The following is a 19644-nucleotide window of genomic DNA, read 5'->3' as shown; positions in this document are numbered from 1 at the left end:
CTCGAACCATCTGTTGCTGCCGTTCAGCGCCTTACATTTATTACACTACAAATATACAACACATCTTTTATTTTGCAAATGTTTTAAGTTAAATTATCAAATATTAACAATTTGATAATTTAAAAAGTATTTATATGCGATATTGGTAAATAAATAAATGTTGTTATAACATGTTATATGCCTGTATATCAATATATTTATGCAAGGCAAAAATGATACCAATAAAGTTTGTAAAATTGAAAATCCTGTAAACTTTATAAAAAATATTACAAAGTTTACAGGATTTGATATGCCTTATTTGCGGCTATTTAACAGGAAAACTAATTAACCTGGTACTAATTGGCAGGTTCAGCTTTTTTCTTAGCAGCTTTTTTTTCTTTTTTAGCTGTTATTAAAGCATCATACTTAGTTTTCTGCTCGGGAGTAAGTATCGCTTTTAATTTGGCATCAGCCTTATCACGGATCAGCTTATGCGCATATTTTTGTTCTTTTTTATCATTGGTAGTTTTAAGCGCTTTTAAGCTGTCAAGGCTTTTATCCTGTTCCAGCAACACCGCGTTTGCCTTTGTAATCTGGCTATTGGTTAGGCTTAATTGTTTGGTTAACTCCTTGGTTTGTTTAGCGGCTTTTAATGCAGGAGTTATGGGAGTTTTGTTTTGCGCGTTTGCAAACAGGCCTAAACCGGCTAAAAGCATAATTGTAAATAGTAACTTTTTCATGTTTTATGATTTTGTGCTGGTATGACTTGGGCTTTAAAGATTGGTTTAATGCACTAATCTACAACAATTGATAGGAAAGCAACACAGCCCCACTTTTAAAAGTTTTGGTATCGGTTAGTTTCAGGTTGAGCTGTTTACTTATGCCGCCGAATATTGGTATGCCGGCGCCCAGCGCTACCGGGTCAACCATAAGCTGGATGCCATCCAATAAGCCTTCATCAGCCAGTTGGGTAATGATACTGCCGCTGCCCAATATGGTCATGTCATGGCCGGGTGTTTGTTTCAGTTTTTTAACCTCGGCAACCATGTTATTGATAACCGTGGTGTTTTGCCAGTCTGCCTTTTTTAAAGCTTTCGAAAAAATAATTTTTTCGGCTTCGTTCATTCCTTTGGCAACTCCGGGCATGCTTTCCATAGCCATTGGCGAAGGCCAGAAACCGGCCATCATTTCATAGGTTATACGCCCGAAAAGTAAAATGTTACCGGCCTGCATATTATCTTCAGAAAACTTTGCCCCTTCTTCGCAGTGTACATGCCAGGCAGTTGAGTTGTTGGCATCTTTATAAAAACCATTCAAGGTTACAAAATTGAATGCGGTTAATTTTCTCATGATATTTAGATGTTTTAAAATTTGACTTTTACACCTATATCAAATGAAATAACAAATATTGGACAAGGGGTTTTAAAGAATTGATCGTTTTTTGAAAATTATTGTAATTTATTGATCATTTGTAAAACGTTTTCACAGACTCCCGAAGCTTTGTTTTTCTAAAACTTTCCATCCAATGGCGATGTTATCCTACAAAACATCATTTACCATGAGCCTGGAAAAATATGTAAAAAAGCGCGATTTTAACAAAACCGCCGAACCAAAAGCGGGAAAAAGCAAGGACAAAAACAGTTTGACCTTCGTTATTCAAAAACATGACGCATCCCGGTTGCATTATGATTTCAGGCTGGAAATGGATGGCGTGCTCAAAAGCTGGGCAGTACCCAAAGGCCCATCCACAGATCCTAAAACCAAGCGCCTGGCTATGATGGTAGAAGATCACCCTTATGACTACCGCACCTTTGAAGGCATCATTCCTGAGGGCGAATATGGCGGCGGTACTGTAATTGTTTGGGATGAGGGTACCTATGAGCCTATTGAAGATATAAAAGGCAAAAAAGAACAGGAAAAGGCATTGTTAAAACAGCTTAAATCTGGTTCGCTCAAAATAAAGCTTCACGGCGAAAAACTGGAAGGGGAGTTTGCCCTGGTTAAAACCCATGGCATGGGCGATAATGCCTGGCTCTTGATTAAACACGATGATGATTTTGCATCTAAAAAAGATATCACCAGGGAAGATAAATCAGTGATATCAGGTAAAACCATCGAAACTATGGAAAAAACGGGTGAAAAGGTTTGGCAAGATGGGCACGAAGAGAAGCTTGGAAAAACTAAAAATCCTTTATCAAAAGAAAAAAAACCGGAACCGGTTGAACCTGAAGTAAGCATAGCTGAATCAGCGGATATAGATACTGCCGCCCTGTTGAAAAAAGCGCCTAAAGCCAAAATTCCAACGGGGATAAAACCGATGTTGGCGACCTTGGTTGATGAGCCTTTTGATGACGCTGATTGGGTTTACGAGGTGAAATGGGATGGCTACCGCGCGCTTGCTTTTATCAATAAGGGCGAGGTGGAGCTATTGTCCCGCAATAACAAAACGTTTAACGAAAAATTTTACCCTATTTATAAACTGCTGCAGGATTGGAAGATTAATGCCGTGCTTGACGGCGAGATATTAGTTTTGAATGATAAAGGGATCTCCAATTTCGGCAACCTGCAAAACTGGCGCAGCGAGGCCGATGGCGAACTGGTTTACTATGTGTTCGATATTCTTTGGTACGATGGTAAAAACCTCATGGATATACCGCTTACCGGGCGCCAGGCCATTTTAAAAGATGTTTTACCTGCTGATGATGATCGCATCCGCGTAAGCAAAGTATTTAATGCCAGCGGCACTGAATTTTTTAAGGCCGCCGAGAGAATGGGCCTGGAGGGTATTATAGCCAAAAAAGCCAGCGGTACTTACTCTGCAAACATCAGATCGAAAGAATGGCTTAAAATCAAGGTGCACAAACGGCAGGAAGTTGTAATTGCGGGTTTTACCAAAAATGAAGATACTTCAAAGCAGTTCAGCTCTTTATTGTTGGGTGTTTATGAAGACAAAGCTCTTCAATATGTGGGTAAAGTGGGCACAGGGTTTTCTGATAAAGTACAAAAGGAAATGATGGAACAGTTTAAACCACTTATTACTGATAAAAGTCCCTTTGATTTGATACCCGATGTAAACAAACCTTCACGTTTCAGGCCAAATCCACCCAAAGCAAAAGCTACCTGGCTTAAACCCGAGCTGGTTTGTGAGGTGGCATTTGCCGAAGTTACGAGTGATGGCGTTTTTAGGCATCCATCTTTCCAGGGTATGCGGATCGACAAAAAAGCAAAAGACGTGGTACGTGAGATAGCCGAACATACCAAAGCAGCTGTTGAGGACGTAGCAGATGCACAGAAAGATGTACATGCAACAGCAATTAAGCCGCCAAAGGGGAAGGAAAGAAAAACCTTGCTAAACCCAACCGACGAAACGCAGGTGCGCAAAATTTGCGGTCACGATTTGAAGTTTACACACCTAAGTAAGGTTTACTGGCCCGAGGATAAAGTAACCAAGCGCGACATGTTTAATTATTATTACCAGGTTGCCGAATATATTTTACCCTACCTTAAAGATCGGCCTATGTCACTTAACCGCTTTCCCGGCGGAATTCACGGGCCAAGCTTTTACCAAAAGGATGTAAAAGACAAAGCGCCAGATTGGGCTAAAACTTTCCCCTACACCAACGGCGAGGGTGAGCATAAAGAATATTTAGTTGGCACCGATGAGGCCAGTTTGTTATGGATGGCTTCACTGGGTTGCATAGAAATGAATCCCTGGTTTAGTCGAGTGCAATCGCCGGATAACCCGGATTACTGCGTAATAGATTTGGATCCTGATAAAAATACTTTTGACCAGGTAATAGAAGCAGCGCTTGAGGTAAAAAAGGTTTTGGATGCTATTGGTGTGCCTTCTTATTGCAAAACTTCCGGCTCCACCGGGATGCATATTTATATACCAATGGATGCCGCATACAGTTATGACCAAACACAAATGTTTGCCCGGATCATTGTAGATATTGTTCACAAACAAATTCCAGATTTTACCAGCCTGGAACGTATGGTAGCCAAACGTAAAGGGAAAATGTACCTGGATTTTTTACAAAACCGCCCCGGTGCTACTATTGCTGGTCCCTACTCGCTGCGGCCAAAGGTAGGCGCCACAGTATCAATGCCACTGCATTGGGATGAAGTTAAACCCGGCCTTACCATGAAGCATTTTACTATTTTTAACTCTATCGACAGGCTAAAAATTGAAGGTGACCTTTTTAAAGGCGTTTTAGGTAAAGCCATTGATTTGGAGAAAGCTATTAAAAAGGCGCAGGGGTTATTCAGTTAGCAGTTAGCAGTGGGCAGTTCACAGTTGGTAGTTTGCAATTAGCAATTATCCCTTATGTCATTGCGAGCGCAGCGCGGCAATCGCGAACTTTACAGAGTGATCTGGATATTTACTATGGCAAGTTAGTTGCTGAGCCCTACAATTAATATTATCCCACAGGGAGTTTTACCACAAAAATAGAGCCCTTGCCTTCATTGCTTTCAACATTGATAGTGCCATTATGGCTTTCAACTATCTGCCGAACGATGCTAAGGCCCAAACCGGTTGATTTTTCGCCCCTGGTACCGGTACGGCCGGCTTTTGTAAAACGGGTAAATATTTCGGGTAAAATAGCTTCGGGGATCCCCATGCCGTAATCCTGCACCTCAATCACTATTTCGTTAGCAATTTTGCTAAGCCTGATGTCAATGCGTTCATTATCCTTTGAAAATTTAACAGCATTGCTTACCAGGTTATCAATAACCCTGTAGAATTTTTCTTTGTTAATCAGTGCGTAAACGGGGTTTATGCTACTCGTGAATAATACATCGGCCTTTAACTGGGTTTTCCAGCTTTGTACCGCTGTTTTAAGTAGCTGGTTCAGTTCGGTTCTTTCAGTAACCATCACATGGTTGTTATCATTGCGGGCGGCCTCCAGTAAATCATCAATTATTGACCGGGCTTTTGCACATGAAGCCTTTACCATTTCCAGGTTGTCGCGGGTATCTTCATTTATCTCGTCCAATTCCATTATCATGGCAATGGATTCAACGGCTGCTATTGGGTTGCGCAGGTCATGAGCTACCATGCCCAGTACCTGGTTTTTAAACCCATTTGCTTTTTCAATCTGCTCGTTTTTTTCTTTAATTTGAATAACCTGGTTAAAACTATTGCCTTTAAAAGTGAAAAAGTACCGCGATGTTAAATAAAAGGCCGATAACAGTATTAATGATGTAAGCTGGTTATAAAGCATTTGGGTTGGCGATGTTTGGCTATATAACAGCAATGCCGTAAAAAACAATTCAATAACGATAATTAATATAATGGTTTCATAGTACTCAAATACGCAAATGGCGCTAATAAAGCATAAAGCAATCAGGTAAAGGATAAGGGCGTCGCCAGGATCAGATGTGGCAATAAAACTGGAATACATGCCACATGTAATAATGTATAGCGAAAATAAAAACACAACAAATGCCATTAACTGGGTGCCTTTTTTACGCTTTTTATAATCGACAATAAGCAAGTTGCTAATTATCAGAAAAATAGGAGTGATGCATATAAATACCCAGTTACTTGTGTTAAATTCAGGAAAATTTTGAGCCTTTGTGAGGCTTGCCGGGAATGCAAGATATACTGCCCTTATGATTACGTTAAGTAATAAAAAAATGATGCTGGCTGCCCTTATGGCAACCAAATTTTGATAGGTGTAAAAATCCCTGTATAATGCCCGGTACTTTACAGGCAGGCTATTAAAAAAGAAATGAGTATTCAAAATTGAACTTATTGGGGCTCATCAAAAATATCAAAAATTACTAAGAATCATGCTGGTGGCGTCAAAATGGCGTTTTAATTTATTCTTGCATGACTTTTTATCAGGCATTAACAACTGGCAAGGGATTTGACTGGATCTAACTAATATAAATCACTATGAATTTTAACAACTTTACAATAAAAGCCCAGGAAGCCGTTCAAAAGGCTTCTGAAATTGCCACTGGTAACCAGCAACAGGCAATTGAACCAGCGCACCTGTTAAAGGGTTTGTTGCTGGTTGATGAAAATGTTATATCGTATTTATTAAAAAAACTAAATGTTAACCTTAAACGCCTAAACGATACTTTAGATACGCAGATTGCGTCGTTCCCTAAAGTAAGCGGCAGCAATGGTTATTTATCTTCAGATAGCAATTCGGCCCTGCAAAAAGCACAGGGATATTTAAAAGAGTTTAAAGATGAGTTTGTATCTGTTGAACATATATTATTAGGCTTATTGGCAGCAGGCGGCAAGGTAAGTACTGCCCTTAAAGATTTTGGGGTGAACGAAAGTGACCTTAAAAAAGCGATCATCAGCTTACGCGGTGATAGCAAGGTAACCGATCAAAACGCCGAAGCTACCTACAATGCCCTTAATAAATATGCCCGTAACCTTAATGAGTATGCAGAATCGGGCAAGCTTGATCCGGTTATTGGCCGGGATGAGGAGATTCGCAGGGTTATCCAGATCCTTTCGCGCCGTACCAAAAATAATCCGATACTGGTAGGTGAACCCGGCGTTGGTAAAACCGCCATTGCCGAGGGTATAGCTTTCAGGATCATCAAGGGTGATGTGCCCGAGAGCCTGAAAACCAAGGTAGTTTATTCGCTTGATATGGGAGCTCTTATAGCAGGCGCCAAGTACAAAGGTGAGTTTGAAGAACGCTTAAAAGCGGTTATTAAAGAAGTTACTCAAAGCGATGGCGAGATCATTTTGTTTATTGACGAGATCCATACCCTTGTAGGTGCCGGTGGTGGCGAAGGCGCTATGGATGCCGCTAATATATTAAAACCTGCTTTGGCCCGTGGCGAATTAAGGTCAATAGGCGCTACCACGCTTAATGAATACCAGAAATATTTAGAGAAAGATAAAGCCCTTGAACGCCGTTTTCAGAAAGTGATGGTTGAAGAGCCGGATACTGCCGATGCGATATCAATTTTAAGGGGTTTAAAGGAACGTTACGAAACACACCACAAGGTGCGGATAAAAGATGAGGCTATTATTGCAGCGGTTGAAATGTCGCAACGTTATATAGCTGACAGGTTTTTACCCGATAAGGCTATCGACCTGATGGATGAGGCCGCATCAAAACTGCGCCTTGAAATGGATTCGGTGCCGGAGGTTGTGGATGAGCTGGAACGCCGTATTATGCAGCTGGAAATTGAGCGCGAAGCCATTAAGCGTGAAAAGGACGACCGGAAGGTTGCCGATTTAAGCGAAGAGATTGCCAATCTATCGGCCCAGCGCGATTCATTACGAGCCAAATGGAAAGGTGAGAAAGATCTTGTTGACGGTATCAACACAAAAGTTGAACTGATAGAAAACTACAAACAGGAAGCTGAACAGGCGGAGCGTGCAGGCGACTATGGTAAAGTAGCCGAACTACGCTATGGTACCATTGTAGAGGCACAGGCCGAAGTTGAGAAGCTAAAGGCTGCTCTGCTGGAAAATCAGAGTGACAGCCGCATGCTGAAAGAAGAAGTTACTGCAGATGATATTGCCGGAGTAGTAAGCCGCTGGACAGGTATCCCGGTTAGTAAAATGATCCAGAGCGAACGTGAAAAACTGCTGAGCCTGGAAGATGAATTGCATAAACGAGTAGCAGGCCAACAGGAAGCGATTGAAGCTATAAGCGATGCTATACGCCGCAGCCGCGCAGGTTTGCAGGATAAACGCAGGCCAATTGGATCGTTCATATTTTTAGGTACAACCGGGGTGGGTAAAACCGAGCTGGCAAAGGCATTGGCCGAGTTCCTGTTTAATGACGAAGGCGCATTGGTGCGGATAGATATGAGCGAATACCAGGAACGTCATGCTGTGTCAAGACTAATAGGAGCGCCTCCGGGCTATGTGGGTTATGATGAAGGCGGTCAGTTAACAGAGGCTGTGCGTCGTAAGCCATACAGTGTAGTGCTGCTTGATGAAATTGAAAAGGCACACCCGGATGTGTTTAATATCCTGTTGCAGGTGTTGGATGATGGCCGGCTGACCGATAATAAAGGTCGTGTGGTAAACTTTAAGAACACCATCATCATCATGACATCAAACATAGGATCAAACATTATCCAGGAAAACTTCCAGACTTTGGAGGATGAAAACCGTGATGAGCTGATTGCCAAAACAAAGAACGAATTATTTAGCCTTTTAAGGGCAACTATTCGTCCGGAGTTTTTGAACCGTATTGATGAGATCATCATGTTTACCCCGCTTAGTCGCGATGAGATTCATGATATTGTGAAATTGCAGTTTAATCACGTAAAAGAAACCCTGGCCGAAATGGGCGTTACCATGGAAGCTTCTGACGAAGCGCTTGACTGGCTCGGCCAGTTAGGTTACGACCCTCAGTTTGGTGCCCGTCCGCTAAAACGTGTCATCCAGAAAAAGATCCTCAACGAGTTATCGAAGCAGATCCTGGCTGGCAAGGTAGATAAGGATAGCACCATTAAAGTTGATATGTTTGATAATAATTTTGTGTTTTTGAACATACCTAAGGTGGTTTCTGAACCTGTTAAATAATATTTAACTCCATCATATAAGTAAAAGAGCGACCCGCCGGGCCGCTCTTTTTTTTTTGAACTTAAAAAACATCATCTTTTTCCTCCTCCTCCTTCTTCTTATCCACCATCTCTACAGGGCTTTCAGTGTTATTAAAACGCTCTTCGTTTTTGGCAAGAATAGGGGCGGCTCCGGCTATAGAAATTCCGGTTACGGCCAATAATAAAAATATAGCAAGGCAAATAAGCCTCAATAGCTTTTTAAGCTTTTTCATGTAGCAGGCAATAAACATTTAGCTGGCTTTAAGGCACAGTTAAACCGTTAAATAAATTTTACTTAATTCAATAAATTGGGAAACGAGAGTTTGTTAACCTATCAGGCCTGCATCTGGATAGGAAACACGGGGAATGTTTATGAATTGGTAATCAGGAGCGGATCTATAAACTGAAAAAAGTTGCGCCAAATGATGGTATCTGCTTATAGTAAGCTTATTATGCAATAATACCCGTTGACAGTAATTATCGCTGTGTTGAATATTGAGTAGCTTGATCCTATAAAAAGAACAGAACGCTCTTTTATAACTTATGCCATGTTTTAAGGCGACTGAATTAGCCGCCAGCACTTCTGTATTGGTAGTTGTGCTGCTTGGCAGATTACTGCCTACATAACCGGATACGGCGAAAAAACTGATCAATAAGGAAAATGCCAGTAAGCCCTGCCTTGCCTGTTTTTTCAAATTAGTAAACATCATGTCGCCATTTATCACGTGTAAATATAATCAATTACTGTTATTGAAATCTCATTGATTATATGGATTATCCGTTGCGGTACCAGGCAACTAATAAAATTTAATTCCAATTAATACTATTAACTAAAACGCCTATATTTAACAATAAGTTAATATATTGGCAATATATAGCCATGTATTTTTATTGAAGTTTGACATACAGTTAATAAACATAAACTTATACATAAAACACCTTAAAAAATCACTATGCTAAAATTTACAAATTCGAGGCTGCTTTTTGCTGCCTTAGCTTTTGCCGGAGCCCTAACCTCAGGCTGTCAAAAAAACTCAAGTCAGCCTGTTCAAAATGCTGCCGATAACAAAACGGTATCGGTAACAAAACTTAAAATCCAGGCGGTATCACTTACCCAGGGGTTTGAGGTTGGCGCAACCAGCCCTAAAACGGCTTATGATGTATCACCCACAGGTTCGGCCAGTGGCGATAATGTAACCTTATCCGGCAGCTCATGGAATATGTATGATGCGTTAATAGGCAACCTGTCCGGAGATCTTAAAGCTGGTTCATGGGCAGGCCGTATTCGTAACACCGGGAAAATTACCATGTTATTTGATGTTACTACTGGCATAAGTAGCGTTACTATAAAAAGTGGCACTTATGGCTCGGATGCGGCAAGCACATGGGGTTTATTTTATTCTGTTAACGGAGGCACCAGCTGGGCGCAGGCAGGTTCAACCATAACTACTACCACAACACTTACTACTTCAACGTTTACTATTAGTGGTGTAACTGGTACAGCACGGTTAGAGATTCGTAAATTAACCGGCGGTACCAACCGTATTGATATAGATGATGTCACCATAAATGATGGTGGCACAGGTGGTGGTGGCGGTACTGTACTTACAGGTAAAAAATTCCTGTTTGATGCAAGTCACCTTGAAAATGCAGGCAGCGCCGATTGGCAGATTGATGCCGATGGTACCGAAAATGTGCCTATGTATACCGGCGGTACAACTGTTGAAACAAAAGCGCAGCGTATACCAACACCATCATACACAGGCATTACGGCTACTACTGCCGAAACCTATTGGAAAGGCGCTATTTCTTCATGGGCAGTTGAATTGGTAAAACGGGGTGAGCTGGTTGAGTCATTGCCAAGCGGATCAACAATTACCTACGGCACTGCAGGTGCACAGGATTTGAGTAATTATGATGTATTTGTAGTTGTTGAGCCCAACCGTTTATTTACAGCTGCCGAGAAAACAGCCCTAATGAACTTTGTTGCCAACGGTGGAGGCTTATTTATGATAGCCGACCACACTGCTGCTACAACTGCCGGTACTGATGCCAATGGCTATAACCCATCTGACAGGGACGGTGATGGTTACGATTCGCCACGTGTTTGGAACGATTTGATGACCAATAACGGTATCAACAACAGCAATCCTTTTGGTTTCAATATCAACTATGTTGACATCAGCGAAGGGCCGTCAACTAATGTTTATACAGGTACTAACACCAACGCGCAAATTGTATTAAATGGCGCGGCTGGCACAGCTTCAAAACTGGCTTTTTATAACGGATCAACCGCCACTTTATACCCTGCGGACAATTCAAGTGTACAGGGCTTATTTTGGCGTAACAGCGCTACCAATGGTGGTACAGCTAATGCCATGGCGCTTTTAGCAACATATGGCTCTGGTCGCGTTGTATTTATTGGTGATAGCTCACCGGCCGATGATGGTACAGGCGATACCAACGATAGTTTGTTTAATGGATGGTCTGGTGATGCGCCTTCTGGCTATACTTCGCACCCGGCTTTGCATTTAAATGCTTCGTTGTGGCTGGCTAAGGCACAATAAATAGCCTTACTCCAGGTATTTTACTAAGAAAATGCCTTAAAATAAAACGTCCCGTTACTGTAGTATCGGGGCGTTTTTATTTGATTCAAACTGTTCGCAGTTAAACCGGTATTTTTTAATAATCAGTTTTAAATCGAAACAAGATTCATACTTCAGCAGTTATATCAAAGCAGTGAATTATCAACTGCGCACACTTAAACAAAACATCACCATTATGAAAACTTACGAAAGTTTAATAGACGCCACTAATGATCTTTTCACAAGAGGATACACAGCTAACCTTAGCCTGGAAGGTGATACAATAGATGATAAAGCCCAGGGTATACATATGGGTGAAGAAGATTTTGTAATTGATGAGTTTTACCGTTTTGAAGGCGCCAGCAACCCCGATGATATGTCAATAGTTTATGCTGTATCATCGCAAAAATATAACCTTAAAGGAGTGCTGGTAAATGCCTATGGCACTTATGCAGATGATAGTTCATCAGCCATACATGCCAAGCTGCGCCACGGCCAGGTAAGCGATAATTTGCACGGCCAGGACAGGCCGCATGCGTAATCAGATGTTTAGATGTGCAGGTGTGCAGATTTCAGATGTGCAGATGATTTTTAGATAGGTAAATGTCTGAATCCGAATTTATCGAATTAATAAATTAACAGAATTTTAAAATTCAAAGAATTCTACAAATTCGATGAATTCTGGTTCAGACAATCATCTGCACATCTGTAATTTGAAATCTGCACATCTAAAATCTACAATTCCTTCAAAATTTTCTTTCCACCTGCTTGTATGGCTGCACTGCCATTGCGCATTAAAAACTCCATTTGAGCGGTAAGCTCTTCTTTAACCCAGGGGAATAAATCCTTTAAATTGAATAGGGCATAAGCTGCAAATATTTTTACAGCAACTTTTGCCCTGGGATTTATCATCCAATCAAACAGTTGCTCAACCACTGGTTCAAAGTTGATTTCCTTAAGCTTTAATTGTAGCGACTTTGAGGCTTTTGCATCAGTGATGTGCATTATTATTTTGGCATAATGACGCTGGCATCCTGGGTGCTTCACTTCGCCAAACCGCGAGATCATATAGTGCAAATCGTCAAGATAAATTTCGGGATCAGATAGAAAGACATTTTCGAGTATCCACACCGCCCTGAATGCAACAGCCTTATCCTGTTGAAAAGTAATATCAATTAAATCGCGTAAAGCAAACTGTTGTTCCTTCAATATCCTGCTAAGCTCAAGCACCTTGGGTTTACCAATAATACTGGTGATTTTTTTGATGAGCTCGGATTGGGTCATGGTGATATAAAAGTAAATGATAGCAGTGGAAATTTAAAATTTACTACTTAATCAAACAAAAGGGCTTCCCGATTCTTCAAACCAATACCAACAAAATTTTTACATTTGCTTTTTGTTTAAATATAACTGTCCATGGTTAAGTTCAACCGATTTACACTGGATAATGGCCTGCGGGTTATTGTTCACGAAGATAATACTACGCCTATGGCGGTGCTCAACATTCTGTATGATGTTGGCGCCCGCGACGAAAATCCCGAACAAACCGGCTTTGCCCATTTGTTTGAGCACCTGATGTTTGGCGGATCGGTAAATATCCCCAGCTATGACGAACCCCTGCAAAGGGTAGGCGGCGAAAACAATGCCTTCACCAGCAACGATATTACCAACTACTATATCACCCTGCCATCAACCAATATCGAAACCGCTTTCTGGCTGGAAAGTGATAGGATGCTTAACCTTGCTTTTAGCGAGAAAAGCCTGGAGGTGCAACGCAATGTGGTGATTGAAGAGTTTAAGCAGCGTTACCTTAACCAGCCATATGGCGATGTTTGGTTAAAGCTTCGTCCGCTGGTTTACAAATTGCACTCATACAAGTGGGCTACTATCGGCAAAACCATCGAGCATATTGAGGAGGCAAGGATTGAGGATGTAAAAGCGTTTTTCAAGAAACACTATAATCCGCAAAATGCAATTATGGTTGTGGGCGGAAACATAACTACCAGCGAGGTAAAAGCGCTTTCAGAAAAATGGTTTGGGCCAATACCCGCAGGTGAAAAATACAACCGTAACCTGCCGCAGGAACCTGATCAGCGCGAAGAGCGCCGTGAAACGGTTACCGCAAAAGTGCCATTAAACGATGTTTATATAGCTTTCCAGATGGGAGCCCGTTTAGATGAGGATTATTACGCTGTGGAGTTATTGAGCGATATACTTTCGCGCGGCCATTCATCGCGTCTGTACCGGAGCCTGGTACAGGATAAACAGATCTTTAGCGAGGTGCATGCTTATATTACCAGCAGCTTGGATAAAGGAATGTTTGTGCTTGAAGGTAAGCCGCTGGAGAACATCAGCATTGAACAAGCCGAAGCGGCCTTATGGGAAGAACTGGAAAAAGTTAAGAACACCGAAATTCCCGCAGATGAATTAACCAAGGTGCAAAACAAAACAGAATCAACCATGGTGTTTTCTGAAATGTCATTGCTGGATAAAGCCATGAACCTTGCCTCGTTTGAGTTACTTGGTGATGCCGACCTCCTTAACCAGGAAACTGGGAAATACCTGGCTGTAACAGCGGCACAGATCAAGGAAGCAGCTAATAAGATTTTTAGAAAAGATAATTCATCAACGCTGATTTATTTGGCGGAAGAAGTTATACACGATTTACAGGATTAAATCTGCCTGAACCGGAATTGTCAGCATTCTTTAATTCGATAATTCAGTTCCAGGAAAAATATCACAAATGACCAACTTAGATAGAACATTAGCCCCCGATTTTAAGGCTATCGATAATATAACCCTGATAAGGCCCGAGCATAAAAAGCTTGATAATGGCTGCAATATTTATTGCTTTAACTCCGGCGATCAGGAACTGGTGCGTATTGAATGGATTTTTGGAAACCTGCGCTTTGATGCCTTGAAACCACTATTGAATATGGCGGTTAACTCGATGCTTACCGAGGGAACCGGTACCTTAAATGCAGCACAAATAGCCGATAAGATTGATTTTTATGGCGCATTTTTGCAGGTTGATTATGGTTACGAAAACTCGCAGGTTACGTTATATAGCTTAAATAAACATTTGCATAGCACTTTACCGGTTATCATGGATCTGCTTACCGATTCTATTTTCCCTGATAAAGAACTGGAAACGTTTAAGCGTAACCAACAGCAAAAGCTGCAGGTTAGTCTGCAAAAAAATGATATAGTAGCGCGCAGAGATTTTAACAAAGCTATTTACGGCAATACCATTTATGGTTTAGGAGCCAGCTTTGAAAACTATAAAGCATTGCATCGCGATGATCTGATAGCTCACTACAAACAACAGTACCAGCCATCAAACTGTACTATTGTTATTGCGGGGAAAATTGAGCCGGAAACTTTAACGCTCATCACCAATACTTTTGATAAAGGATGGACTAACGGTGACACGTCTGCGGATACTACCCAGCCGGAAATTGAATCCGCTAAAGACTTGTTTTACCTTACCGAAAAGCCTGATGCCCTGCAATCTGCTATCAGGATAGGCGTGCCGATTGTTACGCGCAGTCATCCGGATTTTCAGCCCTTACAGGTTTTAAACACTGTTTTTGGTGGATATTTCGGATCGCGACTGATGGCCAATATTCGCGAGGATAAAGGTTATACCTACGGTATAGGATCGGGCCTGGGGCCGTTTAAGCAAAGCGCGTCATTTTTTATAGCTACCGAAGTAGGGGCCGATGTTTGCAAAGCTGCTATTACCGAAATTGAAAAAGAGATTAACCTGTTGAAAACCGAACTGGTGCCCGATGAGGAGCTTGATTTGGTACGCAATTACATGTTAGGTTCGTTGCTGGGTAGCCTGGAGAACGTTTTTTCACATGCCGATAAGTTTAAAAGTATCTATTTTGCCGATCTTGATTATGATTATTACGATAGGTATGCGGCCACAATAAAAAGCATCACAAGCCCACAGCTACAGGAGCTGGCTAATAAATATTTTCATTTTGAGAGTTTCTATAAAGTGATTGTAGGCAAATATTGAAAAAGAGCCAGGAGTTGAGAATGAAGAGTTAAGAATCGAGAGTTAAGATTGCTTCAAATAGGCTACAATTGAAAAAGAGTCAAGAGTTAAGGCAGCTTCAAATGGGCTGCAATTGAAAAAGAATCAAGAGTTAAGAATCAAGAGTTAAGACCGTTTCAAATGGGCTTCACAAAGTTCATTTTTCTGCGAAATGTAAAATTCGTGATTCTTGACTCTAATTCTTGCCTCTATTTTACAAAGCATTTCTGATTACCTAAATTTTTATTACCTTTGCCCGGCAAATAATAACTCCAAAATAATTATTTGCTATGCAGTTAGACCCATCCAAATTTGTTGCCGAAGGATTAACCTACGACGACGTTTTACTACTCCCCGCTTATTCTGAAGTACTACCGCGCGATGTTAATACTGGTACTTTTTTAACAAAAAGCATCCGTTTAAACATTCCCATTATTTCGGCCGCTATGGATACCGTTACAGAAGCAGGCCTGGCAATTGCCATTGCCCAGGCTGGTGGTATTGGTATGCTGCACAAAAATATGACCATACAGGCGCAGGCCGATGAAGTGCGCAAGGTTAAACGATCAGAAAGTGGCATGATCCAGGATCCGGTAACTTTACTGGAAGATGCCCTGCTTGCCGATGCTTTCCAGATCATGAAAGAATACAGGATTGGTGGTATCCCGGTAATTGATGCAGATCATAAACTAAAGGGAATCATCACCAACCGCGATTTGCGTTTTCAGAAAGATATGACAGTGCCTGTTAGCGAAGTGATGACCAAAACAAACCTGGTTATTGCACCCGAAGGCACAAACCTTACCGAAGCTGCTGCCATACTACAGGCAAATAAGATTGAAAAACTACCCGTAATTAATAAAGATGGAATATTGGTAGGTTTAATTACTTATAAAGATATCCAAAAAGTTAAAAACTTCCCTAACGCCTGTAAAGACGAATTTGGGAGGTTACGCGTAGGAGCAGCGGTTGGTGTTGCTGCCGATAATATAGACAGGGTTACAGCCCTTGTGAATGCCGGAGTTGATGTTATCACTGTTGATACAGCTCACGGGCACTCAAAAGGGGTTATTGATATGGTTAAGGCCGTAAAAAAATTATACCCCAACCTGCAGGTCATTGCAGGTAACATTGCCACTGCCGATGCCGCAATTGCCTTAGCTGATGCCGGTGCTGATGCTGTTAAAGTAGGTATTGGTCCGGGTTCTATTTGTACCACGCGTATTATTGCCGGGGTTGGTGTTCCGCAGCTGTATGCCGTTTACGAGTGTGCTAAAGCTTTAGAAGGCCGCGGTATCCCGGTAATTGCCGATGGTGGTATCAAACAAACAGGCGATATTGTGAAGGCTATAGCGGCCGGTGCAAGCTCTATCATGGCTGGGTCGTTATTTGCAGGTGTGGAAGAATCACCGGGCGAAACAATTATATATGAAGGCCGTAAGTTTAAATCATACCGCGGTATGGGTTCGGTTGAAGCGATGGCGAAAGGCTCTAAGGATCGTTACTTCCAGGATGAAACTGATGTAGTTACAAAGCTTGTACCAGAAGGTATTGTTGGTCGCGTACCATTTAAAGGCAATATGGCCGAAGTGATTTTTCAATACATAGGTGGTTTACGTGCAGGTATGCACTACTGTGGTGCTGCCAATATTGAAGATCTGCAACGTGCCAAATTTGTACGTATCACAGCAGCCGGAATGCGCGAAAGCCATCCACACGATATTACCATTACTAAGGAAGCTCCTAATTATACCAGGTAATTCCTGTAAAATACTGCATTACAAATTATAGCAAAGCCTGTAAGGTTAATAAGTTTTTACTTGTAACCTTGCAGGCTTTTGCTTTGACCGGTATTTTACTGGGCGTTTAATCCCGATTTTGGAATTAAGCTATTGGAAGTTATTATTTTTAATGCCTGATCGTATGTGAAACCTTCTTTGGTAAGTGCATCAAAATATTCTTTGGTCAACTTAGCAAGCTCTGTTAACTTACCCGGCTGTTTGTAGTAATCCAATTGTGCATCAAGCATGCTTTTTGCCAATGTGGAGTACATGGGGCCCATCGCGTTCATGGCATTTGCCATTTCATTTGCGCCAGTTGAAGGTTGCCCCATCATGTTAACAGGTGGCGGAGGAGGAAGTAAAACAACATCAGTTATTTTTACGTGTTGCTCGCCTGGGTAGGAGTGTGTAATATCTACGTTATAAAAATTGAAAAAGTTTATACCATCGCTTCGTCGGCCTGCGCGTTCAATAATATCAATTGATTTTGCAGCTTGCGGTATTTTTTGAAAAAATACTTTAAATAAAAGCTTTTCGCCGGCTTTTGCTAAAGTGTGTTTGGCCGGCACCATGGCTATATTTTCGGATTTTACATAATTGTAATGTGTATTACCCTGGTCGGTTTGAATGTAGATCTCTTTATTGAGCTGTACCCAGGAATTATCAGAATTGGCGGTGTACTCAAAGTTTATAACGGTGAATTTTGCATCACTTTCCACTTTGGTGATAATAGTGTTATAGTCGTCGCTGCTTTCCACTCTGGGGTTAACAATAACTTGTGCAAAGGAAGTGAGACAGGCCATCATCAACATGGCAGACAAGGTTAGGATTTTTTTCATGAAATATATTTTTTAAGGTTAGGTAAATATAGATGTGTAATAATACATTTTAAATAGATAAACCATTCAAACTAATGGATAATAATACTGCCTTATCCTGCAATTGGATGCTGTAAATTTTATATTTGCGATATGAGAGCTATCTGCGTATTCTGCGGTGCCAATTTTAACGGCGACCCTTTATTAAAACAAGCTATTGAGCAATTAGCCGAAGTGATGGTTAGTCGCAATATAACCCTGGTATTTGGCGGGGGCAAGGTTGGGGTTATGGGTTTAATGGCTGATGCTGTTTTGAGTCGTGGCGGTAAAGCGATTGGAGTGATCCCCCAGTTTTTAATGGATAAAGAGGTTGGTCATACCGGTTTAACGCAACTTCACATTGTAGAGAACATGCATCAGCGCAAGCAAATGATGAACGATCTGTGCGATGGTATCATCACGCTGCCTGGTGGTTTAGGTACGCTCGAAGAGTTTTTTGAGGTGCTAACATGGCTACAATTAGGGCTGCACAATCATCCCACAGGGTTGCTGAATGTTGGGGGGTACTATGATTCATTACTGAAGCAACTGGACGTAATGGTTGAGCAAAAATTTCTTAAGCCCGCCAACCGCGAACTGGTTATAACATCCGGCGATGCCATTGAACTGGTAAACCTAATGGAGAGCTTTAATGCAAACCCTGATGAAGTTTGGTTTAAAGACAGAAACCTTACGTAAGTCGAAAGGAGAGTAAAGATTGATGGAGCGAAGGATTATAGGTGTTCGAAAGGTATAAAAGATAGGGGCAATGTGCGATTCCTTCCTCGGGGAAGGAGGAGGTAGGGGTTAAATCAGGCGTTCAAGTATTGTTGTAGATGGCATGTCGGCGAAACCCCTCCCTGCTATCGCGCGCATTACAACCGCACCCCTCCCGTTGGGAGGGAATTAAAAAACCGTTAGCAACTCGTCTGACACCTATGGAACAAAGCAAAGTTCAAGGATTAAAGATGTGAGCGAATATACCCAGTCTTTTATCCTTGATCTAAAAATCCTTGCTCCTAAAAAATTCTTGCTCGCAAGAAGCTTATTCTACCTGACTTATGGTCCAAAAGTCATCAGCCAGATCTGTACTGGTTAGGTAATCGTAGGGCATATAAAAATAGCCCTTTTGTCCCCAGGTGCTGCCCCAGCTATTTCGTACTATAAAAGCTTTCTTTTTATCATCATAGCCTGCCGCCATTACAGCATGGCCACCCACAACGCTTTCGTTTTTGCCGGGCATATTGAGTACTCCTGTTTGGGCTACTGTAGTGCCTTCAAAACTTTGGTATACTGTAAATCCAAAAACAAAAGGATTGCCGGTTGCAAGGCATGATTTTAACTCGCTGATATTTGTGTTATTTAAGCGGGTGTATTGAATAGCAAGATTTTTTTTGGCGGCTGTATATAATGTTTTTGAAGGTTTTTTGGCAAACTTGCTTTCAATATAGGGCCATTTAGTTTCGTCACAAACACCTTGTGTGGCAACAGATTTTACGCCATCACGCAGCTGGGCGCCGCTATCGTCTTTAACGTGATTTTCCAGCACGCGCTCATTATAATAAATAAATAAACGCGAGGGGTTAAATACCGACAGTTTTTGCCGCATTAGTTCAAATTCAAAAGCCCCGGCAATGGCATTAGCGGTACATGAACCCAGGTTACCCTGGTCATAAACAGGTGGGCACTGTAGGCGCAGGTCAACTAACGCGGGTAAAGGTCTTGCTAAAGCTTCCGGGCGAACAAGGGCATATCTTAAATCACGGTGATCTGGCAGGTCGGGTGTCCAGCCATAATGTTTGGTTTGCTGTATCATAATAAAGGTTTGCTAATAAATGATATAGTAAAGCTATATT

Annotated in this window: 16 protein-coding genes; 8 read left to right on the top strand and 8 right to left on the bottom strand. The window is 41.6% G+C overall.

Translation table 11 applies throughout. From position 1 onward, the window contains the following. Positions 1–335 precede the first annotated feature (335 nt). Together AC1D0K_RS29710 and AC1D0K_RS29705 are read right to left on the bottom strand one after the other, a co-directional pair. Positions 336–719 (bottom strand): hypothetical protein, encoded by a 384-nt coding sequence (locus AC1D0K_RS29710; protein WP_295719392.1) that lies wholly within the window; start codon positions 717–719, stop codon positions 336–338. Positions 720–777: 58 nt separating this feature from the next. Then, complete coding sequence (locus tag AC1D0K_RS29705; RefSeq protein ID WP_477392592.1) at positions 778–1329, bottom strand: dihydrofolate reductase family protein; 552 nt, start codon at positions 1327–1329, stop codon at positions 778–780. A gap of 208 nt (positions 1330–1537) precedes the next feature. Between AC1D0K_RS29705 and ligD the strand changes: the two genes are divergently transcribed. Beyond that, positions 1538–4252, top strand: coding sequence for a DNA ligase D (gene ligD, locus AC1D0K_RS29700; RefSeq protein ID WP_477392627.1), 2715 nt, complete (start codon positions 1538–1540; stop codon positions 4250–4252). Between the two features lie 148 nt (positions 4253–4400). Here ligD and AC1D0K_RS29695 read toward each other — a convergent pair whose 3' ends face one another. Further along, positions 4401–5726 (bottom strand): sensor histidine kinase, encoded by a 1326-nt coding sequence (locus AC1D0K_RS29695; RefSeq protein WP_477392590.1) that lies wholly within the window; start codon positions 5724–5726, stop codon positions 4401–4403. A 155-nt stretch (positions 5727–5881) separates the two neighbouring features. On the opposite strand from AC1D0K_RS29695, the gene clpB reads away from it, so the two are divergent. Next, positions 5882–8500 (top strand): ATP-dependent chaperone ClpB, encoded by a 2619-nt coding sequence (gene clpB, locus AC1D0K_RS29690; protein ID WP_477392588.1) that lies wholly within the window; start codon positions 5882–5884, stop codon positions 8498–8500. Between the two features lie 61 nt (positions 8501–8561). On the opposite strand, the gene AC1D0K_RS29685 is transcribed toward clpB, so the two are convergent. Continuing rightward, positions 8562–8753, bottom strand: coding sequence for a hypothetical protein (locus AC1D0K_RS29685; RefSeq protein WP_477392586.1), 192 nt, complete (start codon positions 8751–8753; stop codon positions 8562–8564). Positions 8754–8846: 93 nt separating this feature from the next. After that, positions 8847–9230 carry a hypothetical protein gene (locus AC1D0K_RS29680; protein WP_477392584.1) on the bottom strand — a complete coding sequence of 128 codons (384 nt, stop codon included), beginning with the start codon at positions 9228–9230 and terminating at the stop codon, positions 8847–8849. 243 nt (positions 9231–9473) lie between these two features. Between AC1D0K_RS29680 and AC1D0K_RS29675 the strand changes: the two genes are divergently transcribed. Next, positions 9474–11087 (top strand): hypothetical protein, encoded by a 1614-nt coding sequence (locus AC1D0K_RS29675; RefSeq protein ID WP_477392582.1) that lies wholly within the window; start codon positions 9474–9476, stop codon positions 11085–11087. A gap of 214 nt (positions 11088–11301) precedes the next feature. Then, positions 11302–11646, top strand: coding sequence for a phosphoribosylpyrophosphate synthetase (locus AC1D0K_RS29670; RefSeq protein WP_295719374.1), 345 nt, complete (start codon positions 11302–11304; stop codon positions 11644–11646). Between the two features lie 194 nt (positions 11647–11840). Here AC1D0K_RS29670 and AC1D0K_RS29665 read toward each other — a convergent pair whose 3' ends face one another. Further along, entirely contained in the window at positions 11841–12389 is a 549-nt protein-coding gene (locus AC1D0K_RS29665) for a hypothetical protein (RefSeq protein WP_477442114.1), read from the bottom strand. 132 nt (positions 12390–12521) lie between these two features. Between AC1D0K_RS29665 and AC1D0K_RS29660 the strand changes: the two genes are divergently transcribed. From AC1D0K_RS29660 to guaB, 3 genes are all read left to right on the top strand, one after another. Continuing rightward, a complete protein-coding gene (locus AC1D0K_RS29660) occupies positions 12522–13781 on the top strand; it encodes a M16 family metallopeptidase (RefSeq protein ID WP_477392577.1) in 1260 nt (419 codons plus the stop codon). Positions 13782–13848: 67 nt separating this feature from the next. Continuing rightward, a complete protein-coding gene (locus tag AC1D0K_RS29655) occupies positions 13849–15132 on the top strand; it encodes a M16 family metallopeptidase (RefSeq protein WP_477392575.1) in 1284 nt (427 codons plus the stop codon). Positions 15133–15440: 308 nt separating this feature from the next. Then, positions 15441–16910, top strand: a complete 1470-nt coding sequence (gene guaB / locus AC1D0K_RS29650) for an IMP dehydrogenase (protein WP_295719363.1) — start codon at positions 15441–15443, stop codon at positions 16908–16910. Positions 16911–17005: 95 nt separating this feature from the next. Here the strand turns inward: guaB and AC1D0K_RS29645 are convergent, their stop codons facing one another. Further along, positions 17006–17770 carry a hypothetical protein gene (locus AC1D0K_RS29645; protein WP_477392572.1) on the bottom strand — a complete coding sequence of 255 codons (765 nt, stop codon included), beginning with the start codon at positions 17768–17770 and terminating at the stop codon, positions 17006–17008. Positions 17771–17902: 132 nt separating this feature from the next. Between AC1D0K_RS29645 and AC1D0K_RS29640 the strand changes: the two genes are divergently transcribed. After that, positions 17903–18487 (top strand): LOG family protein, encoded by a 585-nt coding sequence (locus tag AC1D0K_RS29640; RefSeq protein ID WP_477392570.1) that lies wholly within the window; start codon positions 17903–17905, stop codon positions 18485–18487. Between the two features lie 346 nt (positions 18488–18833). Here the strand turns inward: AC1D0K_RS29640 and AC1D0K_RS29635 are convergent, their stop codons facing one another. Further along, positions 18834–19604 carry a C1 family peptidase gene (locus tag AC1D0K_RS29635; RefSeq protein ID WP_477392568.1) on the bottom strand — a complete coding sequence of 257 codons (771 nt, stop codon included), beginning with the start codon at positions 19602–19604 and terminating at the stop codon, positions 18834–18836. Positions 19605–19644 lie beyond the last annotated feature (40 nt).

Source organism: Mucilaginibacter sp. P1_A3 (genome assembly GCF_056406855.1).
Note: the sequence above shows the minus strand (reverse complement) of the source record. Positions and strands in the feature narration are given on the sequence as shown.

Excerpts from the sequence above, each read along its gene's own strand:
- ligD (WP_477392627.1), top strand. The coding sequence starts at position 1,538 with ATGAGCCTGGAAAAATATGTAAAAAAGCGCGATTTTAACAAAACCGCC.
- clpB (WP_477392588.1), top strand. The coding sequence starts at position 5,882 with ATGAATTTTAACAACTTTACAATAAAAGCCCAGGAAGCCGTTCAAAAG.
- AC1D0K_RS29640 (WP_477392570.1), top strand. The coding sequence starts at position 17,903 with ATGAGAGCTATCTGCGTATTCTGCGGTGCCAATTTTAACGGCGACCCT.
- AC1D0K_RS29680 (WP_477392584.1), bottom strand. The coding sequence starts at position 9,230 with ATGATGTTTACTAATTTGAAAAAACAGGCAAGGCAGGGCTTACTGGCA.
- guaB (WP_295719363.1), top strand. The coding sequence starts at position 15,441 with ATGCAGTTAGACCCATCCAAATTTGTTGCCGAAGGATTAACCTACGAC.
- AC1D0K_RS29670 (WP_295719374.1), top strand. The coding sequence starts at position 11,302 with ATGAAAACTTACGAAAGTTTAATAGACGCCACTAATGATCTTTTCACA.
- AC1D0K_RS29660 (WP_477392577.1), top strand. The coding sequence starts at position 12,522 with ATGGTTAAGTTCAACCGATTTACACTGGATAATGGCCTGCGGGTTATT.
- AC1D0K_RS29710 (WP_295719392.1), bottom strand. The coding sequence starts at position 719 with ATGAAAAAGTTACTATTTACAATTATGCTTTTAGCCGGTTTAGGCCTG.
- AC1D0K_RS29645 (WP_477392572.1), bottom strand. The coding sequence starts at position 17,770 with ATGAAAAAAATCCTAACCTTGTCTGCCATGTTGATGATGGCCTGTCTC.
- AC1D0K_RS29705 (WP_477392592.1), bottom strand. The coding sequence starts at position 1,329 with ATGAGAAAATTAACCGCATTCAATTTTGTAACCTTGAATGGTTTTTAT.
- AC1D0K_RS29685 (WP_477392586.1), bottom strand. The coding sequence starts at position 8,753 with ATGAAAAAGCTTAAAAAGCTATTGAGGCTTATTTGCCTTGCTATATTT.
- AC1D0K_RS29675 (WP_477392582.1), top strand. The coding sequence starts at position 9,474 with ATGCTAAAATTTACAAATTCGAGGCTGCTTTTTGCTGCCTTAGCTTTT.
- AC1D0K_RS29665 (WP_477442114.1), bottom strand. The coding sequence starts at position 12,389 with ATGACCCAATCCGAGCTCATCAAAAAAATCACCAGTATTATTGGTAAA.
- AC1D0K_RS29635 (WP_477392568.1), bottom strand. The coding sequence starts at position 19,604 with ATGATACAGCAAACCAAACATTATGGCTGGACACCCGACCTGCCAGAT.
- AC1D0K_RS29655 (WP_477392575.1), top strand. The coding sequence starts at position 13,849 with ATGACCAACTTAGATAGAACATTAGCCCCCGATTTTAAGGCTATCGAT.